19 protein-coding genes are annotated in these 18232 nt (G+C 29.7%); 13 read left to right on the top strand and 6 right to left on the bottom strand.

The annotated features are described in order from the left end of the window. Position 1 precedes the first annotated feature (1 nt). Genes KO488_RS04100 through KO488_RS04075 form a run of 6 tightly spaced genes read left to right on the top strand, consistent with a single transcriptional unit; the run spans position 2 to position 5251 of the window. On the top strand, positions 2-316 hold the full coding sequence (locus KO488_RS04100; RefSeq protein WP_216057526.1) for a HypC/HybG/HupF family hydrogenase formation chaperone: 315 nt from the start codon (positions 2-4) through the stop codon (positions 314-316). Then, positions 316-1476: a hydrogenase formation protein HypD gene (hypD, locus tag KO488_RS04095; protein ID WP_216057525.1), complete on the top strand. Its 1161-nt coding sequence runs from the start codon at positions 316-318 to the stop codon at positions 1474-1476. The genes KO488_RS04100 and hypD overlap by 1 nt, the downstream gene beginning before the upstream one ends. A 12-nt stretch (positions 1477-1488) precedes the next feature. Beyond that, positions 1489-2481: a hydrogenase expression/formation protein HypE gene (gene hypE / locus KO488_RS04090; protein ID WP_216057524.1), complete on the top strand. Its 993-nt coding sequence runs from the start codon at positions 1489-1491 to the stop codon at positions 2479-2481. A gap of 9 nt (positions 2482-2490) precedes the next feature. After that, the gene (locus KO488_RS04085) at positions 2491-4119 is read left to right on the top strand and encodes an enoyl-CoA hydratase-related protein (RefSeq protein ID WP_216057523.1); all 1629 of its coding nucleotides are present in this window, start codon (positions 2491-2493) and stop codon (positions 4117-4119) included. Between the two features lie 12 nt (positions 4120-4131). Then, positions 4132-4473 carry a hydrogenase/urease nickel incorporation protein HypA gene (gene hypA, locus KO488_RS04080; RefSeq protein ID WP_216057522.1) on the top strand — a complete coding sequence of 114 codons (342 nt, stop codon included), beginning with the start codon at positions 4132-4134 and terminating at the stop codon, positions 4471-4473. A 10-nt stretch (positions 4474-4483) separates the two neighbouring features. Continuing rightward, complete coding sequence (locus KO488_RS04075; protein WP_216057521.1) at positions 4484-5251, top strand: DUF695 domain-containing protein; 768 nt, start codon at positions 4484-4486, stop codon at positions 5249-5251. 12 nt (positions 5252-5263) lie between these two features. Here the strand turns inward: KO488_RS04075 and KO488_RS04070 are convergent, their stop codons facing one another. Next, entirely contained in the window at positions 5264-5797 is a 534-nt protein-coding gene (locus tag KO488_RS04070) for a HyaD/HybD family hydrogenase maturation endopeptidase (protein ID WP_216057520.1), read from the bottom strand. 206 nt (positions 5798-6003) lie between these two features. Continuing rightward, positions 6004-7308, bottom strand: coding sequence for a diguanylate cyclase domain-containing protein (locus tag KO488_RS04065; RefSeq protein WP_216057519.1), 1305 nt, complete (start codon positions 7306-7308; stop codon positions 6004-6006). Positions 7309-7756: 448 nt separating this feature from the next. Between KO488_RS04065 and urtA the strand changes: the two genes are divergently transcribed. The 5 genes from urtA to urtE are packed head-to-tail and all read left to right on the top strand — an operon-like array spanning position 7757 to position 13289. Further along, positions 7757-9034 carry an urea ABC transporter substrate-binding protein gene (gene urtA / locus KO488_RS04060; RefSeq protein ID WP_216057518.1) on the top strand — a complete coding sequence of 426 codons (1278 nt, stop codon included), beginning with the start codon at positions 7757-7759 and terminating at the stop codon, positions 9032-9034. Positions 9035-9082: 48 nt separating this feature from the next. After that, the gene (gene urtB / locus KO488_RS04055; RefSeq protein WP_216057517.1) at positions 9083-10678 is read left to right on the top strand and encodes an urea ABC transporter permease subunit UrtB; all 1596 of its coding nucleotides are present in this window, start codon (positions 9083-9085) and stop codon (positions 10676-10678) included. Between the two features lie 3 nt (positions 10679-10681). After that, positions 10682-11806, top strand: a complete 1125-nt coding sequence (gene urtC / locus KO488_RS04050) for an urea ABC transporter permease subunit UrtC (protein ID WP_216057516.1) — start codon at positions 10682-10684, stop codon at positions 11804-11806. Further along, positions 11803-12591 (top strand): urea ABC transporter ATP-binding protein UrtD, encoded by a 789-nt coding sequence (urtD, locus tag KO488_RS04045; RefSeq protein WP_216057515.1) that lies wholly within the window; start codon positions 11803-11805, stop codon positions 12589-12591. The genes urtC and urtD overlap by 4 nt, the downstream gene beginning before the upstream one ends. A gap of 2 nt (positions 12592-12593) precedes the next feature. Next, on the top strand, positions 12594-13289 hold the full coding sequence (gene urtE, locus KO488_RS04040) for an urea ABC transporter ATP-binding subunit UrtE (RefSeq protein ID WP_216057514.1): 696 nt from the start codon (positions 12594-12596) through the stop codon (positions 13287-13289). Positions 13290-13497: 208 nt separating this feature from the next. Here the strand turns inward: urtE and KO488_RS04035 are convergent, their stop codons facing one another. Genes KO488_RS04035 through KO488_RS04020 form a run of 4 tightly spaced genes read right to left on the bottom strand, consistent with a single transcriptional unit; the run spans position 13498 to position 16332 of the window. Continuing rightward, entirely contained in the window at positions 13498-14226 is a 729-nt protein-coding gene (locus tag KO488_RS04035) for an amino acid ABC transporter ATP-binding protein (RefSeq protein ID WP_216057513.1), read from the bottom strand. Then, the gene (locus KO488_RS04030) at positions 14213-14863 is read right to left on the bottom strand and encodes an amino acid ABC transporter permease (protein WP_216057512.1); all 651 of its coding nucleotides are present in this window, start codon (positions 14861-14863) and stop codon (positions 14213-14215) included. Before KO488_RS04030 ends, KO488_RS04035 begins: the two co-directional genes overlap by 14 nt. 2 nt (positions 14864-14865) lie before the next feature. Continuing rightward, a complete protein-coding gene (locus KO488_RS04025; protein ID WP_216057511.1) occupies positions 14866-15543 on the bottom strand; it encodes an amino acid ABC transporter permease in 678 nt (225 codons plus the stop codon). A gap of 12 nt (positions 15544-15555) precedes the next feature. Next, positions 15556-16332: a transporter substrate-binding domain-containing protein gene (locus KO488_RS04020; protein WP_216057510.1), complete on the bottom strand. Its 777-nt coding sequence runs from the start codon at positions 16330-16332 to the stop codon at positions 15556-15558. Between the two features lie 287 nt (positions 16333-16619). Here KO488_RS04020 and KO488_RS04015 point away from each other — a divergent pair, with 287 nt between their 5' ends. Continuing rightward, complete coding sequence (locus tag KO488_RS04015; protein ID WP_216057509.1) at positions 16620-17312, top strand: GntR family transcriptional regulator; 693 nt, start codon at positions 16620-16622, stop codon at positions 17310-17312. Further along, the gene (gene puuE / locus KO488_RS04010; RefSeq protein ID WP_216057508.1) at positions 17309-18232 is read left to right on the top strand and encodes an allantoinase PuuE; all 924 of its coding nucleotides are present in this window, start codon (positions 17309-17311) and stop codon (positions 18230-18232) included. The genes KO488_RS04015 and puuE overlap by 4 nt, the downstream gene beginning before the upstream one ends.

Here is an 18232-nt window from a genome sequence, read left to right as displayed (position 1 = left end):
TATGTGTTTATCAATTCCAAGTAAAGTTGTTAAGATTTCAGATGATCAAACTATGTGTACAGTTGATACAATGGGTGTACAAAGAAATGCTAATCTAATGATGATGGAAGATGGTGAAGTATGTTTAGGTGATTATGTACTTTTACATATTGGCTTTGTTATGAATAAAATTGATGAAAAAGAAGCTCTCTCTTCTATTAATACCTACAAAGAAATACTTGAACATATGAATAATGAAGAAAGACAAAGAGCAATATTAGAAGATGATGAATGCCAATCCCGTGGACAAAAATATGCAGAGGAGATTACGCTCTAATGGAAGAACTTGAACTTAAAAATCTCTATGATAATTTTCGTGATAGTGAGACAATCAAAGCATATGCTAAAATTATTGCCCAAGATGCAAAAAAATTAGAAAAACCTATTAATATAATGGAAGTATGTGGGGGTCATACTCATACTATAATGAAGTATGGTCTTCCTCAACTTCTTCCTAAAAATATAAATTTTATTCATGGACCAGGTTGTCCTGTATGTATTATGCCAAAAGAAAGAATAGATCATGCCTATGTTTTATCAATGCAAGAGAATGTTATTTTAGTTACTCTAGGTGATATGATAAAAATACCAGGATCAAATGGAAGTTTACAAGATGCAAGAGCAAAAGGTGCAGATGTTCGTTTTGTATATTCTCCTATGGAATGTATTAAAATTGCGGAAGAAAACCCTGAGAAAACAGTAATCTTTTTTGCCATAGGTTTTGAGACAACTACACCTATGACAGCAGTACTTGTACAAGAAGTTATAAACCGAAAACTAAAAAATATCTTATTTCATATAAATCATGTAACCGTTCCTGAAGTAATGGTTGAACTAATAGATAGTCGTGATGTGCATGTAGATTCTTATAATAATCAAATTGATGCTTTTTTAGGGCCAAGTCATGTAAGCGTAATAGCAGGTTCTAAGATTTATGATAAATTTCCAAAAGATTATGCTCGTCCTGTTGTTGTAACTGGATTTGAACCCGTAGATGCAATGCAGGGTATTAGTATGATAATTAAGCAATTTATAGAAAAAAGATGTGAACTGGAGATACAGTATAAAAGAGTGGTAAGTACAGAAGGGAATCTTAAAGCTCAAAATTTGATTAATACTTACTTTGAAAAAATGAGTCTTTTCAGATGGAGAGGGATTGGGAATGTACCTAATAGTGGTTTAAAATTGAGGGATATTTATGCACAATATGATGCAGAAAAAGTATATAAAGATGTACTTCCTATCTCTGAGATAGAAGACCACAAACTTTGTATTTGTGGAGATATATTAAGGGGAATGGCTAAACCTCAAGAATGTACTATTTTTGGTACAGCTTGTAAACCTACAAAGCCTGTTGGTTCATGTATGGTAAGTAGTGAAGGTGCTTGTGCTGCATATTATAAATATGGAAATTTAACTTTTAGTACTAGTGCTTAAAAAAGGAACGAGATGACAAAAACAATTACACTTGCCCACGGTAATGGTGGAGAAGAAAATAATGAGCTAATAAAAAAAGTATTTTATAAACATTTTGAAAATGATATTTTAGCTAAAAGTGAAGATGCCGCTATTATTGAAGAGGGAAAACTTGCTTTTACCACTGATTCTTTTACTGTAAGTCCTTTATTTTTCCCTGGTGGGGATATTGGAAAACTAGCAGTTTGTGGAACTTGTAATGATCTTGCTATGATGGGTGCTAAACCTAAGTATCTGACATGTTCTGTTATTATTGAAGAAGGTTTCTCTACACGTGAATTAGAAAAAATAGTTAAATCCATGAAAAAAGAACTTGATATTAATGGTGCTATTGTTGTAAGTGGTGATACAAAAGTAGTTCCAAAAGGAAGTGTTGATAAGTTATTTATTAATACCACTGGTATTGGTGAAATTCAACATAAAGAAATCTCCGCTTCTGCTTTAAAAGAAGATATGAGTATTTTAGTAAGTCGAGATATTGGTACACATGGAGCTACAATTTTTGCAGCACGTGAAGGTATAGAACTTACGAGCACTTTGCAAACTGATTGTGCATCACTTTATCCTGAAATAAAAAAACTTATAGATTCAGGAATTAATATAGTTGCAATGAGAGATGCAACTCGTGGTGGAGTTAGTGCTGTTTTAAATGAATGGGCAAAAAGTTCAGATGTTTGTATCGAAGTTAAAGAAGAAAATATCCCTGTTCAAGAAGAGGTTCGAGGTATTTGTGAAATGTTAGGTTTTGAAGCACTTAACCTTGCAAATGAGGGTACTTTTCTTTTAGCAGTATCAAAAGAGGATGAGTCTAAAGCCTTAAAAGTACTACAAGAAACACATAATACGTCAACACTAATAGCTAGTGTAAGTACTCAATATAAGGGAAGGGTATTATTAAACTCTTCATGGGGAACAAAACGTTTTTTAGATTTACCTACGGGTGAATTATTACCTCGTATTTGCTAAGTGTAGTGCATGAGAATTCTTCTTTTAGTTACATCTTTTAATTCACAAACACAAGCTGTATATACAAAACTAAAAGATTTAAAACATGAAGTTTCTGTATGCTTTTATACGGATGAAGAACAAACTCTCAATGAAATTGAATATTTTGAACCAGAATTAATACTTTGCCCATTTTTAGAAAACTATCTTGGTGCTAAAATTTATGATAAATATCCTGTTTTTATTTTTCATCCTGGTCCACGAGGAGATAGAGGTCCTCATTCTTTAGAACATGCTTTGAAAAGTCATACTAAGAAATGGGGTTTAGTAATTCTTCGTGCAAATAAACTATATGATGGTGGGAATATTTATGCACAAGAAGATTTTAATGTTCGAGATACGTATAAATCTTCTATTTATAGGCAAGAGATTGTATCTGCTTCTCTTAATGCTTTGGATACTTTTTTTGAAAATATAAAAAGTGATAACTTTGTAGAACAAATACCTAATCCTATTCATAAAAAATTAAGTCATGAAGACGAAACTATAAACTGGTCAACAGATGTAACACAGGAAATAATAGAGAAAATACATCTTTGTGATTCTGTTCCTGGAATACTTGATGAAATTCTAGGTTTACCATGTTATCTTTATGGAGCACATAAAGAAAGTAAGCTTAAAGGTAAGCCTAAGGAAATTCTAGCAAAAAGGGATGGAGCTATTTGTTTAGGAACAGTTGATGGAGCTTTATGGATTACTCATTTAAAACAGCTTGATGGATTTAAACTACCCTCTACTTATGTACTTAAGGAAAGACTTCAAGGTATAAAAGAAGAACGTTTACCACTTATTTTTGACAAAAGTTATGATACATTTTATGAATTGAGTGTGGAAAAAAAACAGAATGTTGCTTATGTATATTTTGATTTTCATAACGGTGCTATGAACACTGCACAGTGTATTCGTCTTAAGTATGCAATTGAGTATCTTAAAACAGAATGTGAGGTATTAGTACTTATGGGTGGAGAAGATTTTTTCTCAAATGGAATACATTTAAATATTCTAGAAGATAGCCAAAAACAAGGTGAAGATGGTTGGGCTAATATTAATGCAATGAATGATGTAATTAACGCAATTATTTATGCCGATGAAGTTGTTACAATTGCTTCTTTTTCAACTAATGCAGGAGCAGGAGGTGTTTTTATGGGATTAGCATGTGATTATGTTGTTGCAAAAGAAGGTGTAGTTCTTAATCCTCATTATAAAACATTAGGATTAAGTGGAAGTGAATATCATACATATACTTTGCCTAAAAGAGTTGGCGATAATATAGCAAAAAAATTACTAGAAGAGTGTTTACCTATATCAGTTTCAAAAGCTAAAAAGTTAGGAATAATTGATGAGGTATTTTCTCATACACAATATTTAGAATCACTCCATTGTTTTGCTTTATCGAAATATGATGATGAGTTTCTATGGGATAAAGAAGAATTTTTAGAAGAAAACAAGGCAAAAATTGAAGATTTAAAAGAAAAAGAACTCAAAGTGATGTATTCCGAGTTTTGGGATAATGAAAGTAAGTTTCATAAATTACGTCATGAGTTTGTTTATAAAATATCTCTAAATCATACCCCTTTGAGGTTAAAGTTAAAATGCTAAAGGATGACAAAAATGCATGAATACAGTGTTGTACAAGCATTATTAAACCAATGTGAAGAAGTAGCTAAGCAAAATGATGCGACTAAAGTTGTTAAGGTAATTGTCAAAATTGGTGTTATGGCTGGTATTGAAATACATCTTCTAAAAGTTGCTTTTGATACATTTAAAGAAGGAACATTATGTGCTGAATCTGAGTTAATAATTAACCCTCAAAAACTTAAACTTGAGTGTAAAGAATGTGGTAATGTTTTTGAAGTAGATGAAGTTAGATACTTTTGTATAAAGTGTGAAAGTCTTAGAGTTAAAATACTTGATGGGGAAGATATGTACCTCATGAGTTTAGAAATGAAATAAAGGAATTAGCATGCAAGAATATTGGGAATTATATATGAAAAGTTTAGAGGGGAATCCTGCTTTAGTACAGTTTAATGCTGGGATATCTATGGAAATGGAAGATCTAGAATATACTCATCAAACAGTAGGTTTTGTTAAAGCGAAACTAAAAGAGCCAAATGAAAAAGGCTTCCTATCTCAAAATGAAGAGCCAGAAATACTTTTTATGGAAGATAAACTTGAATCATCTATGCTTAAATTCCGTATAGGAAAGTATGTAGGACGTATTGTTTCAGATGGTTATGTTACCTTTTTATATTATTTACAGTTCACTTATAATTGGCCAGACTTTATAGAATATGCATTGAATGAGCATACTTCATATGAGATAAATAATGGACATACACATGATCCAGAGTGGAATTACTATAAGAACTTATTGTATCCAACATCAAAAGAATGGCAAATTATACAAAATCATAAAGTATGTGATAATTTAAAAGAGCAAGGTGATAATTTACAGGTTAAACGCGCTATTGAGCATAAAGTTTATTTTAAAAATGAAGAAATCCAAGATTCTTTAACTCAAGCATTAGAAAAAGAAGGTTTTAAAATTAAAAAAGAGATTAAAAATGAAGATGGAATAAAAGGTTTAGAATTTTATCGTTTAGATAAACCTTTTTATCATGATATAGATGAAATAACATTTAACTTAATAGAAATAACAGAATTCCATGAGGCACAATATGATGGTTGGGAAACAAGTGTTGTTAAATCAGTAATAAAGCAAAATATTTAGGCGTAGATACTTTTAGATCATAACTCCAGAAGGATCTTTCGCTTTATCAATAATTTGTAAGAGTTCTGTTGTAGAGGGTTTCTTTGTTGCTTTAATACCATTTTTTTGAAGATATTGTAATATAACAGAAATATATCCTTGAAATGCATCTAAAAGCTCTTGACTTAATCCAAACTCAAAGGTAACAGATGCTGGAATTATTCCAATTACTATTGCTTCAGGAAGTTCCTTACCTTGAAGTTCCATCATATCCATACACTGCAAAATACCAATTTCATGAGCACCTCCATTATTAAGACCATATCCAGAAATCTCTTTTGCTGGAATAGCATAAATAGAAGCAGGGGTATCATTAAGCTGCAAACAATCTAAAATTATAATGTGTTCATTATCTTCAAGGACATTGTATAAATGGATTCCTTCAACACCACCATTAATAATTTCAACTTCTTCTGAAAAAGTATAGTTTTCATGCAAATATGTTGCTGCATATACACCTAAACCATCATCTTTTTGTAATATATTACCTATTCCTACTATAACCATAAATATCCATTTTAATTGTATGTAATTCACGTGTAGAGTGATACTCTAAAAGAAGATTATACAATATTAGGAATTAATTATTATTAGTTACATTAGATATATAATCTCAATTAACATAAAAATAGTGATCTGCTTACCCTAAACAGGATATAATATTCTGTAAAGTCTCTTTCTTAACCTCATACTTTTGAAACTTGTTATTTTAACTAAATTTTGTCCGATTCTCTTTTCATCATACTTTTATCAAAATATATAAAGTGCTCTTTTCTATTCTTTTTCGCTTCATACATCGCTATATCAGCTGATTTGATTAGTTCCTCTTTATTATTTGCTGTATCAGGATATGAAGATATACCTATACTTACAGAGAGTTTCATTTTATGAGTACTATAATTTATCGGTTCAATTGTAGTATCTAATAGCTTTTTAATGATTACGTCTATTTGGGATTGTTCTATAATATTTTGAATAACTATTAAAAACTCATCTCCTCCAATTCTAAATAATTCATCTTCTTCTCGAAGAATACTCTTAAATCTTTTTGCTGCAGTTTGAAGCATAAGATCTCCTGCTTCATGACCAAATGTATCGTTGATAATTTTAAATTTATTTAAATCCATAAATAATACATATGTTTGTGTATTTGTGTCATTTGCATTTTGTAAAGAGGTATCTAAATATTCATATAGTTTTTCTCTATTTAGTAAAGAGGTCAGAGTATCATGTGTTGCAATATGGGATAGGTGCTCTTCTCTTTCTAAGATTTTTTCATGCATTTTATAAAAATTTGCTATTAAATATCCCATTTCATCTTGTGTTGTGACCTCATTAATATCTATTTTTTCTCCACTCTCAACTTTTTTAGTACTATTTAGAAGAAGTTTTAATGGTTCAAAAAATGATTTTGAGACGATAACCCATGCTAATAAACTAAACAATATAATAAAAGTAAGTTCTACATACATAAGGGTCATAATAGTTACTCTATTTGATTTGTAGTTCCCTTTCCGTGTTTGTAATAAAAAATTTTCTCTATAGATAAATTTTGCTGTTATAGCTTTCACTTGATCCATATAGTTTTTACCTATACCTCTTTTTACATAGTTTATAGCTTCATTAAATTGATTGTTTTTTCCTAAATCAATTGTTTTTTGCATATCAGAAAATTTTTCTGTGATAAGTTTTTTTAAATTTTCTAAATTTTCTTTTTGTTCCTCATCTTGAACCTGTTTTGTTAAAAATTCAAGCACTATAAAAAGATCCCTTTTACCTATATGATAGGGTTCAAGATATTCTAAATTTTGAGTAAGTAAATATCCTCTTTGACCTGTTTCTGCATCATTAATGTGACTTATTAGTTTATTAGTAGCGATAATAATCTCATGTGTATTATTTACTGCAAGAAGTTTATTTGAACTATATTTCTCCAATAAATAGATAAATGATATATTAATAAACACAGATGTCAATAAAACAAATATCATAAAACTAAATTTAAATCTAATGCTCATAACTTATCCTTTTGATACCTTTAGTCTATCTTAGCTTTGTAAAATTTGTATTAACGTACAAAATTATATAATATTGATCTTGTTTTAGTCTAAAATTACTTGATTATTTTAATAGTTCGTCTGACATAAGTGAAACATTGAAAGCAAAACTAGGGATTATATAGTCTGACAAAACAATTTATAGTATAATAATATCTTTAAATTTTCAAGATGCTTTACAATTTACAAGATTTTTTAAAAAAATGTTGAAATAACACCTAAAAGGTATCGATTAAATATTATATAAGTAACATCTTTCATGACCTTGTAAAATAAACTATTCTTCCTTCTGTATATTTAATATACAAAAAACATCTTAAATTATTTTCAAAGCAACACTTAAACAACACTTCTTCTTTATACTTTCAAACATAGGTCACAAAGACTTAATTTTGAAAGGAAAATTAAAATGAAAAGATTTACGAAAGCATTAGCCGCTTCTGCGTTACTTAGTCTGACAATATCTGTAGCAACTGCAGCTGAAACAATTAAAGTAGGTGTTTTACACTCACTGTCTGGAACAATGGCAATTTCTGAAACTACATTAAAAGATACAGTTTTAATGTTAATTGAAGAGCAAAATAAAAAAGGTGGAGTTTTAGGTAAAAAACTAGAACCAGTTGTTGTTGATCCTGCATCAAACTGGCCATTATTTGCTGAAAAAATGAGAGGATTATTAACTAAAGATAAAGTTGATGTAACATTTGGTTGTTGGACATCAGTATCTAGAAAATCTGTTTTACCAGTTGTTGAAGAGTTAAACGGTTTATTATTCTATCCTGTTCAATATGAAGGTGAAGAATCGAGTAAAAATGTATTCTATACAGGTGCTGCACCTAACCAACAAGCAATTCCTGCTGTTGATTACTTAATGAATGAAATGGGTGTTAAAAAATGGGTTCTTGCTGGAACTGATTATGTATATCCAAGAACTACAAATAAAATCTTAGAATCTTATTTAAAAGCTAAGGGAGTGCCTGCTTCTAATATTATGATTAACTATACACCATTTGGTCATTCTGATTGGCAATCAATTGTTTCAGATATTAAAAAGTTTGGTTCAACAGGTGCTAAAACAGCAGTTGTATCTACTATTAATGGTGATGCAAACGTTCCTTTCTATAAAGAATTAGGTAACCAAGGTATTTCATCTTCAGATATTCCTGTTGTTGCTTTCTCTGTTGGTGAAGAAGAATTATCAGGACTTGATACTAAACCATTAGTTGGACATTTAGCTGCGTGGAATTACTTCCAAAGTGCTGAATCAAAAGCAAATGATGAGTTTATTAAATCATGGAAAACATATATTAAAGATGATAAAAGAGTTACTAATGACCCAATGGAAGCTACATACATTGGATTTAAAATGTGGGTAAAAGCTGTTGAAAAAGCTGGTACTACAAATGTTGATAAAGTAAGTGATGCAATGATTGGTATTACTGTTCCTAATTTAACAGGTGGAACTGCAAAAATGCTTAAAAATCATCACTTAACTAAACCTGTTTTAATTGGTGAAATTCAAGAAGATGGTCAATTTGAAACTGTATGGGAAACTGATGGAGAAATTGCAGGTGATGCATGGTCTGATTTCTTACCAGGATCTAAAGATTTAATCTCTGATTGGACAAAACCAATGAACTGTGGAAGCTATAACACTGTAACTAAAAAGTGTGTAGGTGCTAAATAAATTAAAATATGAGAGTTTTAACTCTCATATTTTAAAAGAAAGGTAAACATGAAAATTATAAAAATAATATTACTTAATTTATTAATACTAAGTATTGCATTAGGTGCAAGTTTAGAAGAAGATTCTACTGGACTACTTACAAAAAGTTTCAAGAAAAAGCAAACTACAATTGAAGAGCTTACTTTAAAATATAAAGATGATAAACGATTAGAAGACTTACTTCAAAAGATGTTAGTTGGTGAATTGTATTATGTAAAAGCTGATAAATCTTTAGTTTATCTAAAAGATAAAAAAGATGATGAGTATTTAACTACAAATCTTTTTACAAATAAAGATTTAAATGTAGCTTCAAAATATGATTTTAAAAAGATTAAAATAAATAATAAATTAAGAAGTGTTATAAAAAGTTCTTTAGCAAAAATAAATCTATTCTCATCAAATGTTGATACTAGATATAAATCAGCTAAAAATCTTCTGAATAATCTAGATGTAAAAAATAAAGTTTTGATAAATGAAGCTTTATTAAATGAAAAAGATAGTGGTGTTAAAGAAGTATTAGAAGAAGCTAGTACAGTTTTAATAGCAAAATATGCAACAGGAAATGATAAGCTTGAAGCAGTAAAAAAGCTAGGGGAATTTCTATCTCCCAAAGCTTTAGAAATTTTAAATGAGATTAAAGCAACATCTGAAGATAAAGATATTCAAGAAGCAACGATTAAATCAATTGCTTCAATTGAAACATCAAAATCATTTTATTCCATTTTAGAAAAAGCATTTTTTGGTTTAAGTATGGGTTCTGTTTTACTATTAGCTGCAATTGGATTAGCAGTTACATTTGGTGTTATGAAAGTGATTAATATGGCTCATGGTGAGCTTATTATGATTGGTGCATATACAACTTATACAATCCAACAAATTATGCCAGGTCTTATTGAGTACTCAATAATTATAGCAGTTCCTGCTGCTTTTATAGTAAGTGGATTAGTTGGTATTCTAATTGAAAGATTAGTAATAAGACACTTATATGGAAGACCATTAGAAACATTACTTGCTACTTTTGGTATTTCTTTAGTCTTACAACAAGTTGTAAGAAGTATTTATTCTCCTTTAAATCAAGAGGTTAAAACACCTGAGTGGATGAGTGGAGCATTAGAGATAAATAGTGTTTTATCTCTTACATACAATAGGTTATACATAATTATTTTTGCAATTATTGTATTTTTACTTGTTTTGTTTATTTTAAATAAAACATCTTTAGGATTAAAGGTGCGTGCTGTTTCACAAAATAGAGAAATAGCTCGTGCTATGGGTATTAAAGCTTCATGGATTGATGCAATTACTTTTGGTATTGGTTCAGGAATTGCAGGTGTTGCAGGTGTTGCTTTATCACAACTTACAAATGTTGGACCAAACTTAGGTCAAGCCTATATTGTTGATTCATTTATGGTTGTTGTATTTGGTGGTGTTGGTAACTTATGGGGTACTTTAATTGCAGCGTTTACATTAGGTGAAATTAATAAATTTATAGAACCAATTTCAGGAGCAGTTCTTGCTAAGGTTATTATCTTAGTATTTATTATTTTATTTATTCAAAAAAGACCTAGAGGACTGTTCCCTAAAAAGGGTCGGGATGCAGAGGATTAGAAGATGAATAGAAAATCAATTATATTAAAAATTTTAGAAAATGATAAGGGTGGTAAGATTGTATTATCAACTCTTTTCTTTGTTGTTCTTTTAGTATCAATATTAAATTTACTTGTACCAGAAAGTTCAGCTTTCCATATATCAACATTTACAGTTACACTTCTTGGAAAGTATTTGGCATTTGCACTTTTAGCACTTGCTCTTGATTTAGTTTGGGGATACTTAGGAGTTTTAAGTCTTGGTCATGGTGCATTCTTTGCCCTTGGTGGATATGCTATGGGTATGTATTTAATGCGTCAAATTGGTGATAGAGGTGTTTATGGAAATGCGGAGTTACCAGACTTTATGGTATTTATGAACTTAAAAGAGTTGCCATGGTTTTGGTATGGATTTGATAATCCAATTTTTGCTTTTTTAATGGTGATGTTAATTCCTGCAATACTTGCTTTTGTATTTGGTTGGTTAGCTTTTAAATCAAGAGTAACAGGTGTTTATTTATCTATTATTACACAAGCTTTAACATATGCATTAATGTTAGCATTTTTTAGAAATGATATGGGCTTTGGTGGAAACAACGGACTTACAGATTTTAAAGACATTTTAGGCTTTGATTTACAAAGTGATGGAACAAGAATAGCTTTATTAATCATTTCATATTTTGCCCTATTAGGTGGATATTTATTGTGTAGATTTATTATGAACTCAAGATTAGGACGAGTTGTAATATCTATTAGAGATTCAGAAAGTCGTGTTAGATTTATAGGTTATCAAGTTGAGCAATTTAAACTATTTATTTTTATAGTATCTGCTGTCTTAGCAGCAATTGCAGGGGCTTTATATGTTCCTCAAGTTGGAATTATTAATCCTGGTGTTTTTTCACCTTTATTTTCTATTGAGTTGGTTATTTGGGTAGCTGTTGGAGGAAGAGGTACTTTATTTGGAGCTATTATTGGAGCAATTATAGTTAACTTTGCAAGTTCATATTTTACATCAGCACTTCCAGAAGTTTGGTTATATGCTTTAGGTGGATTATTTGTACTTGTAACACTTTACTTACCAAAAGGTGTTGTTGGGTTAATCACTAATATAAAAGAGAAAATGAACACTAAGAAAGAGGTAGCAGTATGATTATATTAGATCATGAAAATTCACATAATATTGGTGAGTTAAAAAAAGGTAAAAGAATACTTCTTGTTGATGGTGTAACTGTTAGTTTTGATGGTTTTAAAGCTTTAAATAATTTAAGTTTTTCTATTAATTATGGAGAACTAAGATGTATTATTGGAGCAAATGGTGCTGGAAAATCAACTATGATGGATGTAGTTACAGGAAAAACAAGACCTGATGAAGGTAGTGTAGTTTTTGGTGAAGCTGTAAATTTACTAGAAATGGATGAACCTGCAATTGCACAAATTGGTATTGGAAGAAAATTTCAAAAACCAACTGTATTTCAAAATCATTCAGTTTTTGAGAACCTAGAACTTGCAATGCAAGATGATAAGAGATTTTTTAAAACACTTTTTTCAAAAATTAGTTCTGAGCAAAAAGATAAAATTGAACAAACAATGGATCTTATTGGTTTAAAAGAACTTTACAAACAAGATGCAGGAATATTATCACATGGACAAAAACAGTGGTTAGAGATTGGTATGCTAATTATGCAAAATCCAAAACTTTTATTAGTTGATGAGCCAGTTGCTGGTATGACACCTCAAGAAGTTGATAAAACAGGTGAAATTTTAACTAACCTTGCCAAAGAGCATGCCGTTGTCGTAGTTGAACATGATATGGAGTTTATTAGAAGTATCGCTTCTAAAGTTACTGTGTTGCATGAAGGATCTGTTTTAGCTGAAGGTGATATGGAAAGTATCCAAAATAATGCAAAGGTACGAAAAGTATATTTAGGTGAATAATAATGATACAAATAGATAAATTAAATCAATTTTATGGACAAAGTCACACTCTTTGGGATCTTACTTTAGAGATTAAAAAAGGAAGATGTACTTGTCTTATGGGAAGAAATGGTGTTGGTAAAACAACTCTCTCTAAAGCAATAATGGGATTACTTCCTATTCAAAGTGGAGAGCTTATTTATGATGGTAAAGATATTTCAAAATTATCTGCACATCATAGAGCAGGAATTGCTATAGGATATGTTCCACAAGGTAGAGAAATATTCTCTCAACTTACAGTTAAGGAAAATCTTGAAATTGGTGTTTTAACAAATAGAAATAAAATCAAAACTGTTCCTGATAAAATCTATGATTTATTTCCAGTTTTAAAAGATATGGCACATAGAAAAGGTGGAGATTTATCAGGTGGTCAACAACAACAATTAGCAATTGGACGTGCACTTTGTATTGATCCAAAGTTTTTAATTCTTGATGAACCAAGTGAAGGAATACAACCTAATATTGTTGCTCAAATTGGTGATGTTATTGACTATCTTACAAAAGAAGAACAAATGACAGTAATGCTAGTAGAGCAAAAACTACCATTTGCTAGAAAACATGGAGATGATTTCTATGTAATTGATAGAGGTGCTGTTGTTGCAAATGGTGAAATATCAGAACTTAGTGATGAAATCGTTAAACAACATTTATCTGTATAAATGAGTATATTAATAGTATAGGAATGGATTTGTAAGAATCGCAATGTTTTTGGATAATCAGTATTCCATGTTTATTTAGGAAAAATAGTTACAGATAATAAATCTATTGTATCTATATTATTTTTATTGGGAACTAGTATTTTACTTAGTTGAAGTTTAAAGAAAAACAGAGTTTTTAGGGAAAGTTTTTCCCTAAAAATAAAATATTTTATAAAACAGAAGATAAAAAATTTTGCAATTCAGTAGTTTTTGGATTAGCAAAAACTTCATCACTAGGTCCAGTTTCCCAAACTTTTCCATTATGCATAAATATTACTCTATCTCCAATATCTCTTGCAAAATTCATTTCATGTGTTACCAATATTAGGGTAATTCCTTCTTTTGCAAGTTCTTCTAAAACTTTTAAAACTTCACCAACTAATTCAGGGTCTAGAGCAGATGTGATTTCATCACAAAGTAATACTTTTGGTGACATTGCAAGTGATCTTGCAATTGCAACACGTTGTTTTTGTCCACCTGATAAACTACCAGGATATTGATCAAAAAATTCATCCATTCCAACTTTTTTTAGACATTTTAAAGCAATTTCTCTTGCTTCTTTATCTTTTTCACCCAGAACTAGTTTTGGAGATAACATAACATTTTCACCAGTTGTTTTATGCGGATATAAGTTAAAACCTTGAAAAATCATTCCACAAACTTTACTTATCTTTTGAAGTTGCAAATCATTTGTAGTAACCTCTAAGTTTCCTACAATAATATTACCTTCTTGGTGATTTTCTAAGCCATTTATACATCTAAGAAGTGTACTCTTTCCTGAACCTGAACGACCAATGATAGAGATAACTTCTCCTGCTTTAACTTTTAAGTCTACACCTTTTAATACATGTTTTTCTCCATAATATTTATGCAAACCTTCAATATTAACTAGTGACATTTAATTTCCTTTCTAAATATTTGCTATACCTTGTCAAAGGATAACAAATTATAAAATATAATAGTGCAACAAGTGCAAAAACTTTAAATGGTTCAAATGTTACATTATTTAACATCGTTCCAGCTTTTGTAAGTTCCACAAAACCAATAATAGAAGCTAAGGCAGTTCCCTTTACTACCTGAACTGAAAAACCAATAGTTGGTGCAGTGGCCACTCTAATAGATTGAGGTATTATCACATGAATCATTGTTTGATAATAGGTTAATCCCATAGTTTTACTAGCTTCCCATTGTCCTTTTGGCACAGAGTCTAAACAACCTCTCCAAATCTCACATAAAAAAGCACTTGTAAAAAGTGTTAAAGCTAAACTAGCAGCACTCCAAGCACCGATATCAATTCCAAGTAAAGATAAACCAAAAAATGCAATAAAAAGTTGCATTAATAAAGGTGTTCCTTGAAATATTTCCACATATACATTTATTAATATTGTAAGAACTTTATTATTTGTCATTCTTAACAAAATCAAAAATCCTGCAACAATTCCACCTCCAATAAAAGCAATTAAAGATAATAAAATTGTCCATCTTGCAGCTAATAGAAGATTTTGGAATATTTCTAATGTTGTAAATTGTTCCATTTCTAACTCTCTTTCATTACATTCATTTTAAATACTTTTTTACTTATATATGTCAAAATATATCTAAGAGATATAGCAAGTAATAAATAAACAAATGTAATTATAAAATATGACTCAAAACTTAAAAAAGTTCTTGACTGTATAAAGTTTGCAGTAAAAGTTAATTCTTCAACTGAAATTTGTGAAAGTACAGAAGAACCTAACATCACTATAATACATTGACTTATAAGCGCTGGCGAGATTTTATGAAATGCTTGAGGTAATATGATATGCATAAATATTTGATACCATTTTAAACCAAGTGTTTTCCCCGCTTCCCATTGTCCTTTAGCTGTAGACTCGACACCTGCTCTTATAATTTCAGTAGAATATGCTGCAAGGTTAATTATCATTGCAATCATACCTGCTTCTAAGGCTGTTAATTTTATACCAATTGCAGGCAAACCAAAAAAGATAAAAAAAAGTTGAACTATAAAAGGAGTATTTCTTATAACTTCAACAAAACCTCCAACAAGATTTTGTAAAACTTTATTTTTCCCTACTCTTAAAGCAGCTCCAATAATTCCTGCAGCTATTCCTAAAATAGTAGTAGCTACAGTAATTTGGATTGTCAATAATATACCTTTTAGTATCTCTTTATAATAAGGAAGAACACTAACAAAATTTAATTCGTAATCCATTTTATATTACTTCTATAAATCTTTTGGAAGATCGATTTTCAACCATTTTTTTGAAGTTTCATTTAATTTCCCATTTGCTTTTAATTCACTAATTAAATCATTTAAAAATATTTCTACCTCTGGTTGCTTTTTCTTAATTCCAATATAACAAGGAGAATTTTTAATTGTAAATTTTGTTTCTGGAGTTGAATCTGGAAATTTATTTGCAATATCGCTAATAATTACATTTCCAGTTGCAATAAGTTTTGTTTGACCAGATATAAATGCAGAAATAGTTGTACTATTATCTTCAAATCTTTTAATTGTTACATCAGAACCAGCAATTTTACTTAATTCTAAATCTTCAACTGAACCTCTTGTAACTCCTACAGTTTTACCAGATAAATCTTTTATAGATGAAACTGCTATATCTTTACTTCCAAATACTCCTAAGAAAAAAGGTGCATATGCATTAGTAAAATCAATAACTTTTGCTCTCTGTTCATTTTTGCCTAAACTTGAGATAATTAAATCAGCTTTTCCAGTTTGTAAATAAGGAATTCTATTTGCACTCGTAACTGGAACTAATTTTAGTTTAACACCTAACTTCTCAGCAATATATTTACCCATATCAACATCATAACCTTGAACACTCATATCTTTTGACGCAGAACCAAATGGTGGAAAATCTTGAGGAACAGCAATTTTAACAACTCCAGACGCTTTAATATCATCTAGTTGATTTGCAAATAGACTCATACCTGCTATGGCACCTAACGCTAACACTCTTAATAGTACATTTTTAAACATTTTTTTACCTTTTCTCTTTTAATTGTTGACACTTTTATAGTAGTAAGTCAAATTATTTACTATTTATTGTCAATCTTCTCGTACATTTTAAAGGAACTTAAATATTTTGTCAACATATATAATGTATAATAAGTAGACAATTTAATGCATTAGGTACTAATATATGGTTTAAATAGATCTTTTAATAAAAATATAAAATTTTATAATGGTTATTTATTATACAAAAATTGTATATTATTATTGTAGACAATCTGATATACTTATTAAAAGATTATAAAAGGATATTAATGAAAGGTATTATTGAAGAACTTTCAATAGAAGAGACCATCATCAATTATATATTTGATGAGATATTTGATAAAAAATTTCATCCAGGGATGAAGCTTTCAGAGAGTGTTTTTGCACAAACTTTTGATGCGAGTAGGGATGCTGTAAGAAAAGCATTCTCTCAATTACAAAGTATGGGAATAGTAACTTATAAAAAGAATCAAGGTTTTTTCCTAAGATGGTTAACTAAAGAAGATACGGAAGATGTATATGCAGCTAGAAATATAATAGAAGCTGGGATTATTACACTGGTTACGCAAAAACATGCTATTGGTTTAATTGATTTATCATATTTAAAAAATGAAGTAGAAACAGAAAAGTATTTAAAAATCTCCCTTAGAAAGGGAGAATATGTAAAAACATCATGTGATTTCCATTTAAACTTAGCCTTTCTTAGTGGAAATGATTTTTTAATAAATGCTTTAAAACCACTAATACCCCTAAGTATCTTAGCAGGTTTGGTATATGAAGATAGTAGTTCTCATTTTTGCTCTTATGATGAACATAATAATTTAATAAAAGCAATAAAATCAAATGATATTGATTATGCAAAAAGTATTATGAATCATCATTTACATCATTGTGTAGAAGCTCTTGACTTTAATAAAACTATTAAAAAAAAATCACTTATTAGTTTAAGAATAGAAGAATGATATATAAAGAGTCTTATCCAAGAGATATGATAGGTTATGGAAATAATCCAATACAAGCGAAATGGCCAAATAAAGCAAAAATAGCAGTACAATTTGTACTAAATTATGAAGAGGGTTCAGAAAACTGCATACTTCATGGGGACGAAGCTTCAGAAGTTTTTTTATCAGAGATGAATAATCCAAAAGCATTTATAGGACAAAGACATAAATCCATAGAGTCACTTTATGAATATGGTTCTAGAGTTGGAGTATGGCGAATTTTAGAGCTGTTTAAAGAGTATCAAATTCCTGTAACAATTTTTGCAGTTGCAATGGCCGTTGCACGAAACCCTAAACTTGCAGAATATCTTGCAAAATATGATTATGACATCTGTTCTCATGGCTATAGATGGATTAATTATCAAAATATTAGTAAAGATATTGAAAGAGATCATCTATACAAAAGTATAGAAGTATTAGAAAAAATGATTGGTAAACGTCCTCTAGGTTGGTATACAGGTCGAGATAGTGAGAATACTAGGCAACTAGTAGTTGAAGAGGGTGGATTTTTATATGATAGCGATGCGTATAATGATGATTTACCTTATTTTGCAACAGATGTACCAAAAGATATTCAGCACTTGGTAATCCCCTATACCATGGATAATAATGACATGCGATTTGGTCCTAGTGGATTTAATCATAGTGATCAATTTTTTAATTATCTAAAAGATAGTTTTGATGCTCTTTATTTAGAAGGAAATAAAACACCAAAAATGATGTCTGTGGGTATGCATTGTAGGATTTTAGGAAAGCCAGGACGTATTATGGCTATGAGAAGATTTTTAGAGTATGTAAGAAGTTTTGATGATGTTTGGTTTTGTTCAAGATTAGATGTGGCAAATCATTGGATAAACAACTTTGGAAAAAATAAAAGGTAA

Source organism: Poseidonibacter lekithochrous (genome assembly GCF_018861145.1).
Lineage (GTDB): Bacteria > Campylobacterota > Campylobacteria > Campylobacterales > Arcobacteraceae > Poseidonibacter > Poseidonibacter lekithochrous_A.
Note: the sequence above shows the minus strand (reverse complement) of the source record. Positions and strands in the feature narration are given on the sequence as shown.

Coding starts and splice junctions, on each gene's coding strand:
- KO488_RS04100 (WP_216057526.1), top strand. CDS start 2: ATGTGTTTATCAATTCCAAGTAAAGTTGTTAAGATTTCAGATGATCAA.
- hypD (WP_216057525.1), top strand. CDS start 316: ATGGAAGAACTTGAACTTAAAAATCTCTATGATAATTTTCGTGATAGT.
- hypE (WP_216057524.1), top strand. CDS start 1,489: ATGACAAAAACAATTACACTTGCCCACGGTAATGGTGGAGAAGAAAAT.
- KO488_RS04085 (WP_216057523.1), top strand. CDS start 2,491: ATGAGAATTCTTCTTTTAGTTACATCTTTTAATTCACAAACACAAGCT.
- hypA (WP_216057522.1), top strand. CDS start 4,132: ATGCATGAATACAGTGTTGTACAAGCATTATTAAACCAATGTGAAGAA.
- KO488_RS04075 (WP_216057521.1), top strand. CDS start 4,484: ATGCAAGAATATTGGGAATTATATATGAAAAGTTTAGAGGGGAATCCT.
- KO488_RS04070 (WP_216057520.1), bottom strand. CDS start 5,797: ATGGTTATAGTAGGAATAGGTAATATATTACAAAAAGATGATGGTTTA.
- KO488_RS04065 (WP_216057519.1), bottom strand. CDS start 7,308: ATGAGCATTAGATTTAAATTTAGTTTTATGATATTTGTTTTATTGACA.
- urtA (WP_216057518.1), top strand. CDS start 7,757: ATGAAAAGATTTACGAAAGCATTAGCCGCTTCTGCGTTACTTAGTCTG.
- urtB (WP_216057517.1), top strand. CDS start 9,083: ATGAAAATTATAAAAATAATATTACTTAATTTATTAATACTAAGTATT.
- urtC (WP_216057516.1), top strand. CDS start 10,682: ATGAATAGAAAATCAATTATATTAAAAATTTTAGAAAATGATAAGGGT.
- urtD (WP_216057515.1), top strand. CDS start 11,803: ATGATTATATTAGATCATGAAAATTCACATAATATTGGTGAGTTAAAA.
- urtE (WP_216057514.1), top strand. CDS start 12,594: ATGATACAAATAGATAAATTAAATCAATTTTATGGACAAAGTCACACT.
- KO488_RS04035 (WP_216057513.1), bottom strand. CDS start 14,226: ATGTCACTAGTTAATATTGAAGGTTTGCATAAATATTATGGAGAAAAA.
- KO488_RS04030 (WP_216057512.1), bottom strand. CDS start 14,863: ATGGAACAATTTACAACATTAGAAATATTCCAAAATCTTCTATTAGCT.
- KO488_RS04025 (WP_216057511.1), bottom strand. CDS start 15,543: ATGGATTACGAATTAAATTTTGTTAGTGTTCTTCCTTATTATAAAGAG.
- KO488_RS04020 (WP_216057510.1), bottom strand. CDS start 16,332: ATGTTTAAAAATGTACTATTAAGAGTGTTAGCGTTAGGTGCCATAGCA.
- KO488_RS04015 (WP_216057509.1), top strand. CDS start 16,620: ATGAAAGGTATTATTGAAGAACTTTCAATAGAAGAGACCATCATCAAT.
- puuE (WP_216057508.1), top strand. CDS start 17,309: ATGATATATAAAGAGTCTTATCCAAGAGATATGATAGGTTATGGAAAT.